Below are 17,061 nucleotides of genomic sequence, written 5' to 3'. Positions count from 1 at the left end.
AATTTGATTGATTCTAGTAATTTACGTAAAACCTTTTAAATGAGGTGTTAAGCATCGGTATTCGCTTTAAAAATTAGTTAATCGGTTGTTTTTAATAAGAAAAACCACTTTGAAGAAACAAAGTGGTTTTAAATTTATCGTCGTTTAAGAACGATTACTTTATCATATCGTAGCTACGTTTAATAAAGTTGGTTAATTCTTCACCTTTTAGTAAGCCTTGAGACAAACGTGCCAAGTCTAAACTTTGCTTAATTAAACGTTCTTGTTTCTTTTTGGTTTTAGTGTTTAAGATTTCGCCAACCAATTCAGAATTTGTATTCACAATAAGATTATACATCTCTGGCATATTGCCAAACATGTTCATTCCACCACCACCAGTTTGCTGCATTTCTTTCATACGACGCATAAATTCAGGTTGTGTGATGATAAATGGTGAGGCATCACTATCCATAGCTTCTAATTGTACAGCGAATTTTTCTTGCGGAATAGTTTCCTTTAATAGCGTGTCTAATGCTGTTTTTTCTTCTTCCGAAAGCTTAGAAATTGTCGTGTCGTCTTTCTTGATGAGGTTATCAATATGATCTCCATCAACACGCGCAAACGAAATATTTTCTTTAGTCGTTTCTAATTTCTGAATTAAATGCGAAACAATTGGAGAATCTAATAGCAACACTTCATAACCTTTAGCTTTAGCCGATTCGATATAGGCGTGTTGCGCATCTTTATCAGAAGCATATAATATGACTAATTTGTCATCTTTATCGGTTTGCTTCGCTTTAATTTTATTGTAAAGCTCTTCATAGGTATAATAAGTGCCATCAACGGTTGGATACAATGCAAAGGCATCTGCTTTTTCAAAGAATTTTTCTTCGGAAAGCATACCGTATTCGATGACAATTTTGATATCATCCCATTTAGCTTCAAAATCCTCACGGTTAGAATTGAACAACGATTTTAATTTATCGGCTACTTTACGTGTGATGTATGATGAAATTTTCTTGACAGCACCATCAGCCTGTAAGTAACTACGCGATACGTTTAAAGGGATATCTGGAGAATCAATCACACCTCTTAACATGGTTAAGAATTCGGGCACGATACCTTCTACATTATCGGTAACAAATACTTGGTTTTGATACAATTGAATCTTATCCTTTTGAATGTTTATATCATTCGTCATTTTTGGGAAGTATAAAATTCCCGTCAAATTAAATGGATAATCTACATTTAAATGAATATTAAATAAAGGCTCTTCAAACTGCATTGGATACAGCTCTCGGTAGAAATTTTTATAATCATCAGCTTCTAAATCGGTTGGTTGTTTTGTCCACGCCGGATTTGGATTATTGATAATGTTATCAACGGTTATTTGTTTATGAGGTTCGGTTGTTTCTTTACCGTCTTTATCAGTTGTTGTTTTAGGCGTAAAGTTTGGGTCATTGATTTCTTTTGTTCCGAATTTAATTGGAACCGGCATAAACTTATTGTACTTAAGGAGCAACTCTCTAATTCGAGCTTCTTCTAAGAATTCAGTAGAATCTTCAGCAATATGAAGTATGATTTCGGTACCGCGTTCTGTTTTGTCGGCTGTTACTAGAGTAAACTCTGGAGAACCATCGCAGGTCCAGTGTGCCGCTGGTGCATCTGTGTGCGATTTTGTAATGATTTCTACTTTTTCAGCAACCATAAATGCCGAGTAAAATCCTAGTCCGAAATGACCTATAATCCCAGAATCTTTAGCAGAATCTTTGTATTTATCTAAAAATTCTTCCGCTCCAGAAAAGGCCACCTGATTGATATATTTTTCAACTTCTTCGGCGGTCATACCTAAACCTTGATCGCTGATGTGTAGTTTTTTACCTTCCTTATCGATTTTAACTTCGATTTTCGGAGTTCCGTACTCACTTTTAGATTCACCGATGCTTGTTAGGTGTTTTAATTTTAAAGTCGCATCTGTTGCATTACTAATTAATTCACGTAAAAAGATTTCGTGATCGCTGTACAAGAATTTTTTAATGAGCGGAAAAATATTTTCTACCGATACATTAATATTTCCTTTTGTCATGATATAATTTATTTGTCATTCCTGAAGAGACAGGAATCTTAATTAATATTAATTTATTTACCTTATATCTGTAGACAAAAAAAGTACCAAGAGCACAAAGGTGACAAACTGACATTTTTAAGATACTATGCATGCATAACGATTGGGATTCAGTTTAAAAAAAAGTAGGTTGTAAATAGTTAAATTGCAGCACTTATTTAATAATACATTACTATGTACAATTCCAAGATAATAGGCTTAGGGCATTACGTTCCTGATAATGTGGTGACGAATGATGATTTGTCAAAAATGATGGATACGAATGACGAATGGATTCAAGAACGTACCGGAATTAAAGAACGTCGTTGGGTAACGAAAAACTCGGGTGATACTACAGCAACAATGGGTGTTAAGGCGGCTAAGGTTGCTATTGAACGGGCTGGTATTGACAAAGACGAAATCGATTTTATCATTTTTGCCACCTTGAGTCCGGATATGTATTTCCCTGGACCTGGTGTTCAGGTACAACACGCTTTAGATATTAAAACGGTTGGTGCTTTAGATGTTAGGAATCAATGTTCGGGATTTGTATATGCCATTTCGGTTGCCGATAATTTTATCAAAACAGGCATGTATAAAAACATACTGGTTATTGGGAGTGAATTACATTCTTACGGATTAGATAAAACGACGCGAGGGCGAGGCGTGTCGGTTATTTTTGGCGATGGTGCAGGTGCCGCAGTTTTAACACGAGAAGAAGATACCAGTAAAGGGATTTTATCTACGCATTTGCATTCGCAAGGTGAGCATGCCGAAGAATTGGTGTTGATTGCTCCAGGAATGGGGAAGCGTTGGGTGAATGATATTTTGGCGGAAAACGATCCGAATGACGAAAGTTATTTCCCATATATGAACGGACAATTTGTATTTAAAAATGCGGTGGTTCGTTTTAGTGAAGTAATCATGGAAGGCTTAATGAAAAACAAACTACAAGTTGATGATATTGATATGCTCATTCCGCATCAAGCCAATTTACGTATTGCGCAATTTATTCAGCGTAAATTTAAATTGGAAGATGACCAGGTCTTTAATAATATTCAAAAGTATGGAAATACCACTGCAGCGTCTATTCCTATAGCTTTAACCGAAGCCTGGGAAGAAGGTAAAATTAAAGAAGGCGATACTGTAGTACTGGCTGCATTTGGTAGTGGATTTACTTGGGGAAGCGTAATTATAAAGTGGTAAACTATTCTTTGTATATATAACAGCAACAAAAAATCCCAAAGTTTAAACTTTGGGATTTTTCTGCTATTAACCAATTTTACTAAAAACACTAAAACTATAAAAGAGTGATTTTTTTAAACTGATTAGCTTTAAAACTTATCACAGTCATAAGACGTAAAAAAGTAGTTTTTATTTCATCTCTTAACATTTTTAACTATCAATTAACATTGTAACTAGAAGTGATGTGATTTATATAAAAAAAATCCGTAGTTCATACTGCGGATTTTCTTGCTATTAATCACTTAAAACTTTGCTTATTATTTAGGACTAAATTATAATAAACCAAATGTTTGTGTTTATATGAGTCGTGAATTATCGAATGGTATTACATTGATTATTAAACTTTAACACTTTATTATAAAAACAAAAACCCAAAACAAAACGTTTTGGGTTTTCTTATTTAATAACCAAACATTAACACTAACCATCAACTATTATATGTAGGCTATTAAATTTACTTTTATATAAATCCGCCACTACCAGATTTTTCATTATTATCACGTTGCTTACGTTGTAGCGCTCTGTATTTTCCACCTCCAAATCGGTAAGAAAATCCAATATTCCAGGTGTTACTTTCCCAGTTAAATTCGCCAACTTGAGGATAAGGTCTGTCTCCTTCAAATTCAAATTTCATGGTATTAAAAATGTCGCTATAGTTAAAACTAAAGGTGCCTCTACCATCTTCAAGGAAGGTGTAACGTAAACCAGTATTGACTAAAAACATTGGTTTTCTGGTAAATTGTAAGCCTTTTTCTTCCCCTCTATACATTGTAAATAAAGATAGGTTAAGCTGTTTAGTGACTTTAAAATTGTTGAACAATCTTAAATTGTAAACGATATTATCTACAGTGATCGTCGAGCGTAGAATATCATCGGCAGTCGCTACATCGGTTGGTGCCGTTAATAATTCGGCAATCCCTTTTTGTTGTCGTGCAAATAAATCGAAACTACCATTTAAACTCCACCAAGAGGTTGGTCTGTAGTTGCTGCTTATTTCAATACCATACGCTGTGGTGTTTTCAAAATTGTCATAGGTAAGTATGTTTTTATTAACATCTAAGCGATCTATAAAAACAGCTCTGTTAATTTCATCTTCTACCAATCTGAAAAAGACACCACCTGTAATGCTTCCTTTTTCTAATTTTCTCGTATAGTTTAATTCTGCCGAATTGGTAAACTGTGGCTGTAAATTAGTATTTCCAAATGATGATACTAAAGGCGTGCTCCATTCTCTAATCGGATTTACTTGCTGTAATCCAGGACGATCTACACGACGACTGAAACTTACTTGATACGAGTTTTTTTCACTTGGGTTATACGTAAAGAATGCCGAAGGATAGACTTGAATATAATCGTTTTCAAACGGAATGGTTTCAGCACTTGTTTCTAACTGTCGTATTGCAGAAGCTTCTTCTTTAACACTTTCGGCTCTGGCGCCAACTTGGTAACTCCACTTTTCAAATGTTTTTCCGTAAGTAACATATACTGAATAAATATCTCTTTTATAGGTAAAATCTGTTTGTGGAGTTGGAATAAATTCATCCCCATTATCAGGCACATCGTCTTGATTTTCATTGACCGATAAACCGGTAGAATTGTAGTCGATGTTGGTTTCAAACAATCGTGCTTCAGCTCCAACTTCTAGTTTTGCTTTATCAGATAATGGATTCGTGTAATCTAAATTTACAACAGTTTGATCTCTGTCAGTGTCTACAAAATCTGTATAGTTTGGAGGAAACGGAATATTGACAAAGCTAAAATTAGCAACTTCATCTTGTCCAAAAACACTGTAATCGACTTCTAAATCTAATTTTTCACCTTCCTTCTTAAACTGGTGATTAAAAACACCATTGTATTGAGAGACTGTATTTTCAGTATCATTATTGAACGTTTGTAATTGAAAGGGTTCATCTACATATTGAATACCTGTTGTTCCTGTTCCAGAACCATCATACATATTTTGATTGGTAAAGAATGAAAATGTATTGGTATCATTTAAATAAAAATCAAGACCTACTTTATACAAATGGGATTTGTTATTATTTCCGAAGTCAAATAATTGAACCGATTCATCATCAATACGATTAATGGTTCCGTAATTAGCACTTTTACCAATATTGTTTCCGTAGTTTCCATAAAAATTGAATTTACCATTGCGATAATTCATATCAATAGAACTGTTGAAACGTGCATTGATTTCTTTAGTGAGGCCAACGTTAATGTTTCCGTTAAAACCAATCGTTGTGTTTTTGTGAAGAATAATATTGATAATACCACTCATACCTTCAGGATTGTATTTAGCTGAAGGATTTGTAATAAGTTCAATTTGCTTAATAGATGTCGAAGGAATTTGCTTTAATAATTGCGCAATAGGCACATTAGAAAGTTTACCATCAACCATCACGCGTACATTTTCATTGCCACGTAAGCTAATATTTCCGGTTTGTTGATCGACGTTTACAGACGGAAGATTATTCATTATATCACTAGCCGTTGGTCCCGATGTCGTTAAATCTTTACCAATATTAATAACCTTTCGGTCTACTTTTTGTTGAATTGTAGTGACTTCAGCAACTACAGTGACTTCATCTAAACTTTCAATATCTTCTTCAAGACGTATATCTCCAAGATTAATATGATAACTTTCTTTACCTAAATGGATGTTTTTAGAAACAGTTTTGTAACCTATGTATTGAATCGATACAATGATTTGACCTTCAGGAATTTTATTGATTTCAAACGTTCCGTCATCGTTTGTGATACCGCCAGTAATCGTTTTGTTAGACGTATCGGTAATTACAATGTTTACGTAAGGTAAAGGTGCATTTAATTGAGCGTCGATAACGCGACCAGATACTGACCCATCTCTTAATTCTGGGTTTTGAGGTTGTGCAAATGCAATAATTGCAAAGAGAAACACGCACAATTGTGTGATTTTTTTCATTTTTTGATTGATTTGATTGATTAGCTTTTTTTATATAAAATCGGTTGTTATCTCATAGACGATAACTTTTTATATGTGTTACTTTTTTTAACACTAGTTAACATGCTTTTAACATCCCAAAGTAAATATTAAGGCTAAGAGTCCTATTTTTGTAGGAAATTATATAACAATGAAGAAGAACACCTTAGTACTTGGAGCCTCATTAAAGCTACAACGCTATTCAAATATTGCCATCAATAGGTTGGTAAGTCATGGTCATAATGTGGTCGCTTTCGGATTAAGAGAAGGTGTGGTTGCAGGCGTGGCAATTGATACTAATTTAATGCCTTATAAAGATATTGATACGGTAACTTTGTATTTGAATCCAGAACGCCAAAAACCATTTTACGATTATATTATTGGGCTTCAGCCTAAGCGCGTTATTTTTAATCCTGGTACCGAAAATTCCGAATTTCAAAATATACTAAGACAAGCACATATCGATTTTGAAAATGCTTGTACTTTAGTGTTATTATCTACAAATCAATACTAGGAACGGTTCTTTTGGAGATAAATAAAAGTCCGAAAAACGTTAATATGCCATTTACAATTAAAATTTCAAACCCTATTTGATAGCCATTTAATAGGTCTACAGAATAGTGATTAATTACATATGAAACGATTGGTGCTACAATCGCAATGATCCAAACATACTTGTCTTTTAAATCGATCTTGGTTAAGATGCCGAAAGCGAACAAGCCCAGTAATGGTCCATAGGTGTAGCCAGCTGCTGTAAATAATTCCCAGATTACAGAAACATCTGTAAATAGAATATCAAATAAAAGAATGACAACAATAAGGATGATGCTAAATAGAACATGAATTTGTTTTCTAACTTTCTTCCGACTTTCCTCAGGTTTTTTGTCCAGTTCTATAATGTCTATGCAAAAGGATGTGGTGAGTGATGTTAGAGCACTATCTGCACTGGAATAAGCAGCAGCAATTAGGCCTAATAAAAAGAAAGCTGAAGTCACGACGCCTATTTCCGGCAGCATAGCTATCGTAGGAAATAAATCATCTTTTTTAGCTTCAATACCATGCTGAGCAGCATATTGTGTTAATAGTACACCAAGCGCAAGAAAAAGTATATTCACAAAGACTAAAACAACGCTGAAACTTACCATGTTTTTTTGAGCATCTTTTAGGTTTTTACAAGTCAGGTTTTTTTGCATCATATCTTGATCTAAACCAGTCATAGTAATGGTTATGAAGATACCAGCAAGAAAACTCTTTAGAAAATATTGCGAGTCGTTGACATCGTCAAAAAAGAATACTTTGCTAAGATTACTGTCACTAACATAGGTGTAAATTTCAGAAACGCTATTTAAATTAAGAGCCGAAGCTAAAAACGAAATGGTCACAATAACCGATACAAGCATAAAAAGCGTTTGAAGCGTATCAGTAAAAATAATAGTCTTAATACCGCCTTTAAAAGTGTACAACCAAATCAATGCTATGGTGATAATTACTGTGATAAAAAAGGGAACCCCAAGACTGTCAAATACAAGTAGCTGTAATACTTTAGCAACTAAAAACAATCTAAAAGAGGCGCCAACAGTTCTTGAGATAAGAAAAGCAATCGATCCGGTTTTATAACTGGTATTTCCAAAGCGTTCTTTTAAATAGGTATAAATGGAAGTAAGGTTTAGTCGGTAATACAATGGTAGCAAGACATAAGCGATAATGAGGTAGCCGAAAAAATAGCCTAAAACCACTTGAAAATAGCCAAATTGTTTCGCTTCTACAGCGCCAGGAACCGAAATAAAAGTAACTCCAGATAAGGAAGCGCCAATCATTCCAAAAGCAACTAAATACCAAGGAGCCGACTTGTTGGCTTTAAAAAAGGCAGCATTAGAATCTTCTTTACCCGTAAAATATGAGATTAAGATGAGTACTCCAAAGTAGGCTAATATGAGTAAAATAATGGCGCTAGTAGACATATGTAACGATTAAACAGAATTTTAAATGAATTGTTTTATTTTAGCTGAAAATTGTAAACAATATTAACTAATTAAAATTAAAAGTAGCGTAATTGTCTGTAATGATGTTATAGTCTCCAAAGATTTTAATCTAAATTATCAAAATGAAAAAGATATTATTTGTTTTAAGTTTCATGTGTTTTATTGCCATGTCCTGGTCGCAAGAATATAAAAACATGATGATGCACGTTGAAGATTACACCGTTGCTCAAATTGTTGAAGAAGCTGAAGCTCACTTCGATAACGTTGGTAGAGGTAGAGGAACCGGTTATAAATCGTTTAGAAGATGGCAGTATTTTGCGGAACGTAATATGGATGTCACCGGAAAAACAAAACTACCACAGTTTTATCAGCAAGAACTAGAAAGCTATAATGCTTATTTAAATTCTAGTGATGTCTTAGCAAATGTCTTAGCAAGAACCACGGTTGGAACTTGGGAAGAAATGGGACCAACTTCATGGAATGCTACTTCAGGATGGAACCCAGGTGTTGGTCGAATCACAGCGATTGCCGTTGATCCTAATACGCCTACAACAATGATTATTGGTTCAATGACTGGAGGCGTTTGGAGAAGTACAGATGGCGGGCAAACATGGACGGTTCTTACAGATAATTTATCAAATATAGATGTCTATGCCTTAGCGATCGACCCAAAAAATCCTGCTGTGTATTATTGGGGATCGACGGGAGGAACGATATTTAGATCAACCAATTCTGGGAGTACGTGGAATTATTATTCGAATGCAGGAGCAGGTATTGTCAATAAAATATTGATTGATCCAACTGCTAATAGCACAAAAATGTATGCTACAGTTCAAGGGAGCGGAATCTATAAGTCTACAGATAGTGGTGCCAACTGGACGCAAATCGCATCAGGAAATGGTTATGATGTAGAATTTAAACCAGGAGACCCTAACGTTGTTTATGCATCTGGGACTAGTTTTTATTATTCCAATGATGGTGGCGCTTCATTTATAGTGATTCCGTCTGTTGGAACTTCCGGACCAAAAATGATAGGTGTGTCGGCCGATGATCCTACAGTTGTTTATGTTTTAGAAGCTAGTGGTGGCGGATTTAATAATCTCTATAAATCTACCAATTCAGGAATCAGTTTTGCAACGTTAAATCATACAGGCAAAAATTACTTTGGCTATAATTCAGATCCAACGGCTGAAGATCTTTTTGGTCCCGGACAAGCTCCAAGAGATATGGATATTGCTGTTAATCCTACTAATATTGATGAGGTTCATATTGCAGGAATTAACACATGGAAATCTAATAATGGCGGTTTAACCTTTAGCATTACCTCACAATGGCAACCTGGAATTTCTCAATTCGAAAATATTGGTTATTGTCATGCCGATGTTGATATTCTGGAGTTTGTGGGCAATAAATTATATGTTGGTACCGATGGCGGTATTTATGTAGCTAACAATCCATCTGTAGTAAATAGTAATTTTTACACAGATTTGACTGGTGGTTTAGGAATCCGTCAATTCTATAAAATAGGAGTAAGCCAAACAGATCCAGTGGTGGTCTCTGGTGGTTCTCAAGACAACGGTACGTCTGTGATGACGCCTGCTGGCAATTGGATAGATTGGTTAGGTGCCGATGGGATGGAGAGCTTTGTCGATAAAAATGATTCGCAAATATTATATGGAACAAGTCAGTATGGAACCCTTTATAAAAGTGTAAATGGTGGTAGTAATTTAACTAGTATTTCACAACCTGATGGTAAAGGCGGGCAAAGCAATTATAATTGGATTGTACCTTTTGAACAAGATCCAATAGATGCAAATGTCATTTATGTGGCTTTTGATGAGCTTTATAAGTCTACAGATGGTGGTGCAAATTGGACTTCTATATCTACAAATTACAGTGCCAATATCGATCATCTTAAAATCTCTCCTGTTAATAATAATTATATATATATGGCTATAAATGGAAGCTTTCTAGCTTCTTTAGATGGTGGTGCTAATTGGTTTCAATCGCCTGGATTGAGCTTGGGTGGCGCTGTTATTACTGGTATCGCGCCTCATCCTGTTGACGCCTCTAAAGTAGCGATTTCAACTTCGGGATCAGAAAAAGTTTATGTGAGTACCAACAATGGGATTTCATTTACTGGAATCGAATTTGATTTACCAGGATTCCCAGCGCAAGCTATAACGTATCAAAATAATGGAACAGATGGTTTATACGTCGGAATGAATTACGGTGTGTACTATATGGACAATACCACAGGAAATTCATGGGTACCTTTTAATAATGGTTTGCCTAATGTACGTATTAATGAATTGGAAATTAATACTGCAGATGATAAAATTTATGCAGCAACTTATGGAAGAGGCCTCTGGAGATCTAGTGTTTATGATGCTTCTCTTAGCGTAAGTGAATTAGAATTAGAAACGTTTAAGGTGTATCCCAATCCTGCTGAAAATACAGTGTCATTGGAGTGGGACAAGAACGAAGCTGTTTCTGTAAAAATATATGATGTTATGGGAAAACTAATGTATTTTGCTAAAGACTTAGATGTTTCTGAACCAACGACCATTGATGTATCTAATTACACATCTGGTCTCTATTTTGTCAGAATAAATAATACCTCAGGATTTGTGACTAAAAAACTGGTTGTAAAATAACTAACAATTCAACCAGAATTAAACCATTATCGAGACATCAATAATGGTTTTTTTTATGCTAGGCTACTTCAAATTCATCTACATATTGTAAATTCGCAACTATGGAATTTTCGTCTAAATTATTAGAGAACGCAGTTAATGAAATGTCACAATTACCTGGCGTTGGTAAACGAACGGCCTTGCGTTTGGTCCTGCATTTATTGCGTCAACCTGAATCCCAAACACTTGACTTTACAAAAGCATTAAGTACCATGCGTACCGAAATTAAATTTTGTAAAAGCTGCCATAATATAAGTGATACTGAAGTCTGCGAAATTTGTGCCAATCCCAATCGTATTGAAGATATAGTCTGTGTTGTTGAAGATATTCGGGATGTTATGGCTATCGAAAACACGAGTTCATTTAAAGGTTTATACCACGTTTTAGGCGGAAAAATTTCACCAATGGATGGTATTGGTCCCAATCAATTAAACATTCAGTCGCTAGTTGAAAAAGTAAAGCAAGGCACAATTAGAGAACTTATTTTCGCTTTGGGTTCTACTATGGAAGGCGATACCACTAACTTTTATATCTATAAACAAATACAAGATTACGATGTAAAAACATCAACCATAGCACGAGGTATTTCAGTAGGAAACGAACTCGAATATACAGATGAGATAACTCTTGGCAGAAGTATTGTCAATAGAATTCCGTTTGAAGCGTCTTTAAAATCGTAACGTGTATTGAAGCTTTCAGTCGTCATATTAAACTATAATGTTCGCCATTTTTTAGAACTCTGTCTCCGAAGTGTTGAAGCGGCTACACGTCATTTAGAGGCAGAAATCATTGTGGTAGATAACTTATCTCAAGACGATAGCTGTGCCATGGTTAAACGCCTGTTTCCAGAGGTGCTACTTATTGAAAATTCTGAGAATTACGGATTTTCTAAAGGAAACAATATCGGTGTTGATCAGGCTAAAGGGGATTATGTTTGCATATTAAATCCAGATACTGTAGTCGCCGAAGATACATTTGAAATCCTCTTAAAATTTTCCGAAGCGCAAAAAAAGAGTGGTATTGTTGGTTGCCGATTGATTGATGGTCAAGGCAAATTTCTTCCCGAAAGCAAAAGAAATATCCCAAAACCAGGAGTAGCGATTAAAAAAATGCTTGGATGGTCTAAATCCTATTATGCTTCTCATCTCGATGCTAAAGCGATTGGGCCTGTATCTGTATTTGTGGGTGCGTTTATGTTACTACCTAAAGCAGTTTATCAAAAAGTGAATGGATTTGATGAAGACTATTTTATGTATGGTGAAGACATTGATTTGTCCTATAAAGTGAGCCAGGCTGGTTATACCAATTGGTACAATGGCGAAGTCGCCATAATTCACTATAAAGGGGAAAGTACCTTAAAAGATAAAACCTATGCAAAGCGATTTTATGGTGCTATGCAAATATTTTATAATAAGCATTTCAAGTCTAATAGTGTTTTTGATCTTTTGGTTTGGTTAGGAATTAAGATCATGCCATTACTTCAAGGCGATTCAAAAAAAGAAAAGCAGTGTATTGACGATTACAGGTTGGTGTCTTTGGAAATGCATATAGGTTTAAAATCAGTATTAACAACCGATTTAAAGCTACAATCGCATCTAAAAAACTATGAGCATAACACCGAATATATTTTAGATAATAATCAGCTAAGTTTTAAGTCCATCATCCAAATCTTATCTGATACACCTAAAAATTGTTCGGCGACATTTAAAATTCTACCAAAAAACTCTAACTTTATCATCGGAAGTAATAGCTCCAAAAGTAGAGGAGAGGTGATTACTTTTAAAGATAATTAATTGAAATAATCTCAGTAATTGTATTGATTTTTCATTAATTTTGCAACCGAATAACAAATTATAGACCCTAGATTAAAGATATGGCAAAATTTGAGCTAAAGCTTCCTAAAATGGGAGAGAGTGTTGCTGAGGCAACAATAACATCTTGGTTAAAAGAAGTTGGCGATACTATCGAAGCTGATGAAGCAGTTTTAGAAATTGCTACAGATAAAGTTGACAGTGAAGTGCCGAGTGAAGTGGATGGTGTGCTTATTGAGAAACTGTTTGATGTTGATGATGTAGTTCAAGTTGGGCAAACCATTGCTGTGATAGAAATTGAAGGCGATGATAATGCTTCAGTTGAAGCACCAAAATCTGAACCAGTTAAAACTGAAACCATCAAAGAAACTCCCGCTGTTGCCGAAGTTGCAAAAACTGTAGTTGCTGCACAAGAAACGGTGGCGCCTATTACTAATAATGGCGATCGCTTTTATTCGCCTTTAGTCAGAAATATTGCGAAACAAGAAGGGATTTCTCAGAAAGAATTAGATAGTATTGCAGGTTCTGGTAAGGACGGACGCGTTACTAAACATGATATTCTTTCCTATGTTGAACATAGAGGTACACAAACAACTCCAGCAAAAGTTGAAACTTCAGAGGCACCAAAAGTAACACCAGTACAGCCTGTTGTTGCAGATAAGAAATCAGAAGCAGCTCCAGTGGTTGCTAGTGGTGATGATGAGATTATAGAAATGACCAGAATGGGTAAACTTATTGCTCATCATATGGTAGAATCTGTGCAAACATCAGCTCATGTACAGAGTTTTATTGAAGCAGATGTGACCAAAATATGGAATTGGAGAAAGAAAGTTAAAGATGAGTTTTATAAACGTGAAGGTGAAAATTTAACCTTTACACCAATATTTATGGAAGCCGTGGCTAAAGCCTTACGTGATTTTCCAATGATGAATATTTCGCTTCAAGGGGATACGATTGTTAAGAAAAAACATGTCAATTTAGGGATGGCTGCTGCCTTACCAGATGGTAACTTAATTGTACCAGTAATTAAAGATGCCGACCAGCTAAACTTAGTTGGTATGACAAAAAAGGTTAATGATTTAGCATCACGTGCGCGAGACAACAAATTGAAGCCTGATGATATTCAAGGCGGAACCTATACGGTAACTAATGTAGGTACCTTCGGAAGTATTATGGGAACACCAATCATCAATCAGCCACAAGTAGGGATTTTAGCTCTTGGTGCTATTAGAAAAGTACCTGCTGTTGTTGAAACTCCTGAAGGTGATTTTATTGGTATTCGCTACCGAATGTTCTTATCGCATTCTTATGATCATCGAGTGGTTAATGGCGCTTTAGGCGGACAATTTGTAAAAGCAGTTAAAGATTATTTAGAAGCCTGGGATTCTAACAGAGAGATTTAAATAACATTCCTGTTCAGGAATTAAATCATAAAAAAAGCACAATCATTTGATTGTGCTTTTTAATTTCAAGGAGGTTTGTGGTATAACTGTCATTCTAATATAGCGCAATAAAAACCTTTTGTATTTAAATGCTTGACAATATCATTTTCATGTAATTGTTTTCTGGCTTCTATTCTTAACACCCTATCAATATCTTCCAAATCAACACTCCAGTTTTTTATGTATGGGTTAGAATTCAATAATGTACCAATAGTTTTTACATCAGTATCGTTATTGATATTTGTTTTAAAAACATGAATTTGAATGTTTTGTTTCTGTTTTATGTAGAATTGACTAATCATTGGTGTCGTTATTACTGGTTAATCGATTTACATAATCATCATAGGCTTTATTGCCTTCCTCTTTCCAAAAATCATCATAGTGCTTCCATTTTGAAAATTCTCCTTTAGACTCCTTTGTGCAGCTGGATTTTTTTGAAGAAGATTTGTCCTTACCTCCAAAACCGCCACAACCTCCTAAGAGTATTTTAGCTAATATAAAAACGCCAACAGCCTGCCAGTACGTTAATGTTGTAAGTCCAAAAATCATTGGCATCAACCAATTCCATAACCACATAATAACAAAGCCAAACAGTATAGCTAAGCCAGTAATAAATATGATTCCGAAGATGATCATTCCGGCAATTTCTCCTGGAGATTTGCCTCTCATTTTGTGTTTAAAATAATTTGACATAATTTTTATTTATTAATAATTTCTTGTTTTGATTTTAGCGTTTTATATAGGAGCGAAATGGCTCTATGACGTCGTGACATTAATGTCCCAATCGGTACTCCTGTTTCTTTTTCTATTTCTTTATACGTATAGCCTTCAAAGTCAATAGCGATAATGATATGTTTATAGTTTGGCTTCAGATTGATAATGGCATTTTTTAATTCTTGCTTCATTTGTTCAGGATATACTTCTGATGCTGTATCATAAATCAAGTGTGTAAGCTCTGTCAACTTGGCTTCATTCTGTGTGTCATAACTCACATGAGGTTTTTTTGAAGACCTCATAACATCTATTATTTTGTTTCGAATTGCACGATATACGAAGCCTGCAACGTTGTTAATTGGTGAATATCTGTCAGCACTAGTAAACAGTTTTAAAGCCACATCCTGAATAATGTCTTCTGCATCTTTATTGACGCTCGCTTTTAAATTGGAGCTTACATAAGATTTAAGAGAAGAGTATTCTTCGTTAAAAAATGTGTTTAACTTTTTATTATTTTCTGATTGGTTCATTGTGCTTTAATACAGCTCTCAACTATAAAGACGTAATAATTTATTTCTATTGCATTTTTATTACAATAACATGACGAATTAGTTTTGAATAAGTTTCAAGAAAGAAAGTTAATTTTTGGCTTCGACCTCTATAATTCATTAATCTAATTACCTTTGTGAAAAATTATACGCATGCAACTCAATCTTACAAAGCCCATCTGTTTTTTCGATTTAGAAACCACAGGAATTAATATCACTAGTGATAGAATTGTTGAAATTTCCATCTTAAAGGTGCATCCTAACGGAAAAGAGGAGACTTACACTCAACGTGTGAACCCTACAATTCCTATTCCGCCACAGGTGACTTTGGTTCATGGGATTTCTGATGCCGATGTTGCCGACAAACCCACCTTTAAAGAGATTTCGAAAGACGTATATCAAATGATTAAGGATTCCGATTTGGGTGGTTTTAATTCCAACCGCTTTGATATTCCGTTGCTTGCCGAAGAAATGCTGCGAGCCGAGATCGATTTTGATATAAAAAACACACAGTCTATTGATGTGCAAACTATTTTTCATAAAATGGAACAGCGTACCTTAAGTGCGGCGTATAAGTTTTACTGCAATAAAAATCTAGAAGATGCGCACAGTGCCGAAGCAGATACCTTAGCAACTTATGAAGTTTTAAAAGCCCAATTAGACAAATATGAAGAACTGGAAAATGATACGAAGTTTTTAGCCGAATTTAGTTCGCGTAAGAAATTTGCCGATTTTGCAGGATTTATAGCTTTTAATAAAGATGGCGACGAATGTTTCTCTTTTGGAAAACATAAAGGAAAACTCGTCACCGAAGTTTTAGAAAAAGAACCTGGCTATTTTGGCTGGTTACTCAATGCCGATTTTCCATTGTATACCAAAAAGGTGTTAACTGCCATCAAATTGAGAGCATTTAATAATAAACTATTTTAAATTTATCACTCTAACTAACCCATCCATCTAGACAATGAAACTCATTTGTATAGGTCGCAATTATACCGAACACATCAAAGAACTCGATAATGAAAAACCTTCAGATCCTGTCGTGTTCTTAAAACCTGACACGTCTATTTTATTAAAAAAGCAACCGTTTTTTATCCCAGACTTCTCTGATGACGTCCATTATGAAGTAGAGGTTTTAGTCAAGATAAATAAAGTTGGAAAACATATTGCCAAAAAATTCGCTCATAAATATTACGACCAAATTGGTTTAGGTATCGATTTTACAGCGCGTGATTTACAAGCCCAACTCAAAGCAAAAGGCTTACCTTGGGAAAAAGCAAAAGCCTTTGATGGAGCTGCTGTAATTGGTGACTGGTTGCCTAAAAGTGCGTTTGAAAATGTAGATGCAATCGATTTTAGTTTGCATAAAAATGAGACCGTTGTTCAAAGCGGAAATACAAGTTTGATGCTTTGGAAGATTGATGAACTCATAGAATATGTCTCAAAATATTTTACTTTAAAGATTGGAGATATTATCTTTACGGGAACTCCGTCAGGAGTTGGCAAAGTTATTGCTAACGATAAATTAAAAGGATATATTGAAGACAAACAATTGTTTTCAATTACAGTAAAATAAAT

At 34.8% G+C, this 17,061-nt stretch carries 14 protein-coding genes; 8 read left to right on the top strand and 6 right to left on the bottom strand.

Going from position 1 to position 17,061, the window contains the following annotated elements; all coding sequences use genetic code 11:
* Positions 1-154 precede the first annotated feature (154 nt).
* Complete coding sequence (gene htpG, locus N4270_RS10955) at positions 155-2,065, bottom strand: molecular chaperone HtpG (RefSeq protein ID WP_260097181.1); 1,911 nt, start codon at positions 2,063-2,065, stop codon at positions 155-157.
* A gap of 213 nt (positions 2,066-2,278) precedes the next feature.
* Between htpG and N4270_RS10950 the strand changes: the two genes are divergently transcribed.
* Positions 2,279-3,289 (top strand): 3-oxoacyl-ACP synthase III family protein, encoded by a 1,011-nt coding sequence (locus N4270_RS10950; protein WP_260097180.1) that lies wholly within the window; start codon positions 2,279-2,281, stop codon positions 3,287-3,289.
* 499 nt (positions 3,290-3,788) lie between these two features.
* Here the strand turns inward: N4270_RS10950 and N4270_RS10945 are convergent, their stop codons facing one another.
* Positions 3,789-6,272: a TonB-dependent receptor gene (locus tag N4270_RS10945; protein ID WP_260097179.1), complete on the bottom strand. Its 2,484-nt coding sequence runs from the start codon at positions 6,270-6,272 to the stop codon at positions 3,789-3,791.
* A 169-nt stretch (positions 6,273-6,441) separates the two neighbouring features.
* On the opposite strand from N4270_RS10945, the gene N4270_RS10940 reads away from it, so the two are divergent.
* On the top strand, positions 6,442-6,804 hold the full coding sequence (locus tag N4270_RS10940; protein ID WP_260097178.1) for a CoA-binding protein: 363 nt from the start codon (positions 6,442-6,444) through the stop codon (positions 6,802-6,804).
* Here the strand turns inward: N4270_RS10940 and N4270_RS10935 are convergent.
* Positions 6,788-8,251: a sodium:solute symporter gene (locus N4270_RS10935; RefSeq protein WP_260097177.1), complete on the bottom strand. Its 1,464-nt coding sequence runs from the start codon at positions 8,249-8,251 to the stop codon at positions 6,788-6,790. The two genes, N4270_RS10940 and N4270_RS10935, sit on opposite strands and share 17 nt — an antisense overlap.
* Positions 8,252-8,394: 143 nt before the next feature.
* On the opposite strand from N4270_RS10935, the gene N4270_RS10930 reads away from it, so the two are divergent.
* From N4270_RS10930 to N4270_RS10915, 4 genes are all read left to right on the top strand, one after another.
* Positions 8,395-10,929, top strand: a complete 2,535-nt coding sequence (locus N4270_RS10930) for a T9SS type A sorting domain-containing protein (protein ID WP_260097176.1) — start codon at positions 8,395-8,397, stop codon at positions 10,927-10,929.
* Between the two features lie 101 nt (positions 10,930-11,030).
* Positions 11,031-11,648, top strand: coding sequence for a recombination mediator RecR (recR, locus tag N4270_RS10925; RefSeq protein WP_260097175.1), 618 nt, complete (start codon positions 11,031-11,033; stop codon positions 11,646-11,648).
* Positions 11,649-11,654: 6 nt separating this feature from the next.
* Positions 11,655-12,761, top strand: coding sequence for a glycosyltransferase family 2 protein (locus tag N4270_RS10920; RefSeq protein ID WP_260097174.1), 1,107 nt, complete (start codon positions 11,655-11,657; stop codon positions 12,759-12,761).
* An 80-nt stretch (positions 12,762-12,841) separates the two neighbouring features.
* Positions 12,842-14,182 (top strand): dihydrolipoamide acetyltransferase family protein, encoded by a 1,341-nt coding sequence (locus tag N4270_RS10915; RefSeq protein WP_260097173.1) that lies wholly within the window; start codon positions 12,842-12,844, stop codon positions 14,180-14,182.
* Between the two features lie 89 nt (positions 14,183-14,271).
* Here N4270_RS10915 and N4270_RS10910 read toward each other — a convergent pair whose 3' ends face one another.
* From N4270_RS10910 to N4270_RS10900, 3 genes are read right to left on the bottom strand one after another with little or no spacing between them, the layout of a single operon-like run.
* Positions 14,272-14,523, bottom strand: coding sequence for a hypothetical protein (locus N4270_RS10910; RefSeq protein WP_260097172.1), 252 nt, complete (start codon positions 14,521-14,523; stop codon positions 14,272-14,274).
* Positions 14,516-14,914 carry a hypothetical protein gene (locus tag N4270_RS10905; RefSeq protein WP_204346182.1) on the bottom strand — a complete coding sequence of 133 codons (399 nt, stop codon included), beginning with the start codon at positions 14,912-14,914 and terminating at the stop codon, positions 14,516-14,518. The genes N4270_RS10910 and N4270_RS10905 overlap by 8 nt, the downstream gene beginning before the upstream one ends.
* Before the next feature lie 5 nt (positions 14,915-14,919).
* Positions 14,920-15,465 (bottom strand): RNA polymerase sigma factor, encoded by a 546-nt coding sequence (locus tag N4270_RS10900; RefSeq protein ID WP_260097171.1) that lies wholly within the window; start codon positions 15,463-15,465, stop codon positions 14,920-14,922.
* 171 nt (positions 15,466-15,636) lie between these two features.
* Between N4270_RS10900 and N4270_RS10895 the strand changes: the two genes are divergently transcribed.
* Positions 15,637-16,413, top strand: coding sequence for a 3'-5' exonuclease (locus tag N4270_RS10895; RefSeq protein WP_260097170.1), 777 nt, complete (start codon positions 15,637-15,639; stop codon positions 16,411-16,413).
* 34 nt (positions 16,414-16,447) lie between these two features.
* Entirely contained in the window at positions 16,448-17,059 is a 612-nt protein-coding gene (locus tag N4270_RS10890; protein ID WP_260097169.1) for a fumarylacetoacetate hydrolase family protein, read from the top strand.
* The last annotated feature ends 2 nt before the right edge of the window (positions 17,060-17,061 follow it).

The organism is Psychroserpens sp. SPM9 (assembly GCF_025153525.1).
Lineage (GTDB): Bacteria > Bacteroidota > Bacteroidia > Flavobacteriales > Flavobacteriaceae > Psychroserpens.
Note: the sequence above shows the minus strand (reverse complement) of the source record. Positions and strands in the feature narration are given on the sequence as shown.

What these genes read in the sequence shown, in the direction of transcription:
- N4270_RS10910 (WP_260097172.1), bottom strand. Translation starts at nt 14,523, where the DNA reads ATGATTAGTCAATTCTACATAAAACAGAAACAAAACATTCAAATTCAT.
- N4270_RS10900 (WP_260097171.1), bottom strand. Translation starts at nt 15,465, where the DNA reads ATGAACCAATCAGAAAATAATAAAAAGTTAAACACATTTTTTAACGAA.
- recR (WP_260097175.1), top strand. Translation starts at nt 11,031, where the DNA reads ATGGAATTTTCGTCTAAATTATTAGAGAACGCAGTTAATGAAATGTCA.
- N4270_RS10905 (WP_204346182.1), bottom strand. Translation starts at nt 14,914, where the DNA reads ATGTCAAATTATTTTAAACACAAAATGAGAGGCAAATCTCCAGGAGAA.
- N4270_RS10935 (WP_260097177.1), bottom strand. Translation starts at nt 8,251, where the DNA reads ATGTCTACTAGCGCCATTATTTTACTCATATTAGCCTACTTTGGAGTA.
- N4270_RS10945 (WP_260097179.1), bottom strand. Translation starts at nt 6,272, where the DNA reads ATGAAAAAAATCACACAATTGTGCGTGTTTCTCTTTGCAATTATTGCA.
- N4270_RS10940 (WP_260097178.1), top strand. Translation starts at nt 6,442, where the DNA reads ATGAAGAAGAACACCTTAGTACTTGGAGCCTCATTAAAGCTACAACGC.
- N4270_RS10930 (WP_260097176.1), top strand. Translation starts at nt 8,395, where the DNA reads ATGAAAAAGATATTATTTGTTTTAAGTTTCATGTGTTTTATTGCCATG.
- N4270_RS10895 (WP_260097170.1), top strand. Translation starts at nt 15,637, where the DNA reads ATGCAACTCAATCTTACAAAGCCCATCTGTTTTTTCGATTTAGAAACC.
- htpG (WP_260097181.1), bottom strand. Translation starts at nt 2,065, where the DNA reads ATGACAAAAGGAAATATTAATGTATCGGTAGAAAATATTTTTCCGCTC.
- N4270_RS10950 (WP_260097180.1), top strand. Translation starts at nt 2,279, where the DNA reads ATGTACAATTCCAAGATAATAGGCTTAGGGCATTACGTTCCTGATAAT.
- N4270_RS10915 (WP_260097173.1), top strand. Translation starts at nt 12,842, where the DNA reads ATGGCAAAATTTGAGCTAAAGCTTCCTAAAATGGGAGAGAGTGTTGCT.
- N4270_RS10890 (WP_260097169.1), top strand. Translation starts at nt 16,448, where the DNA reads ATGAAACTCATTTGTATAGGTCGCAATTATACCGAACACATCAAAGAA.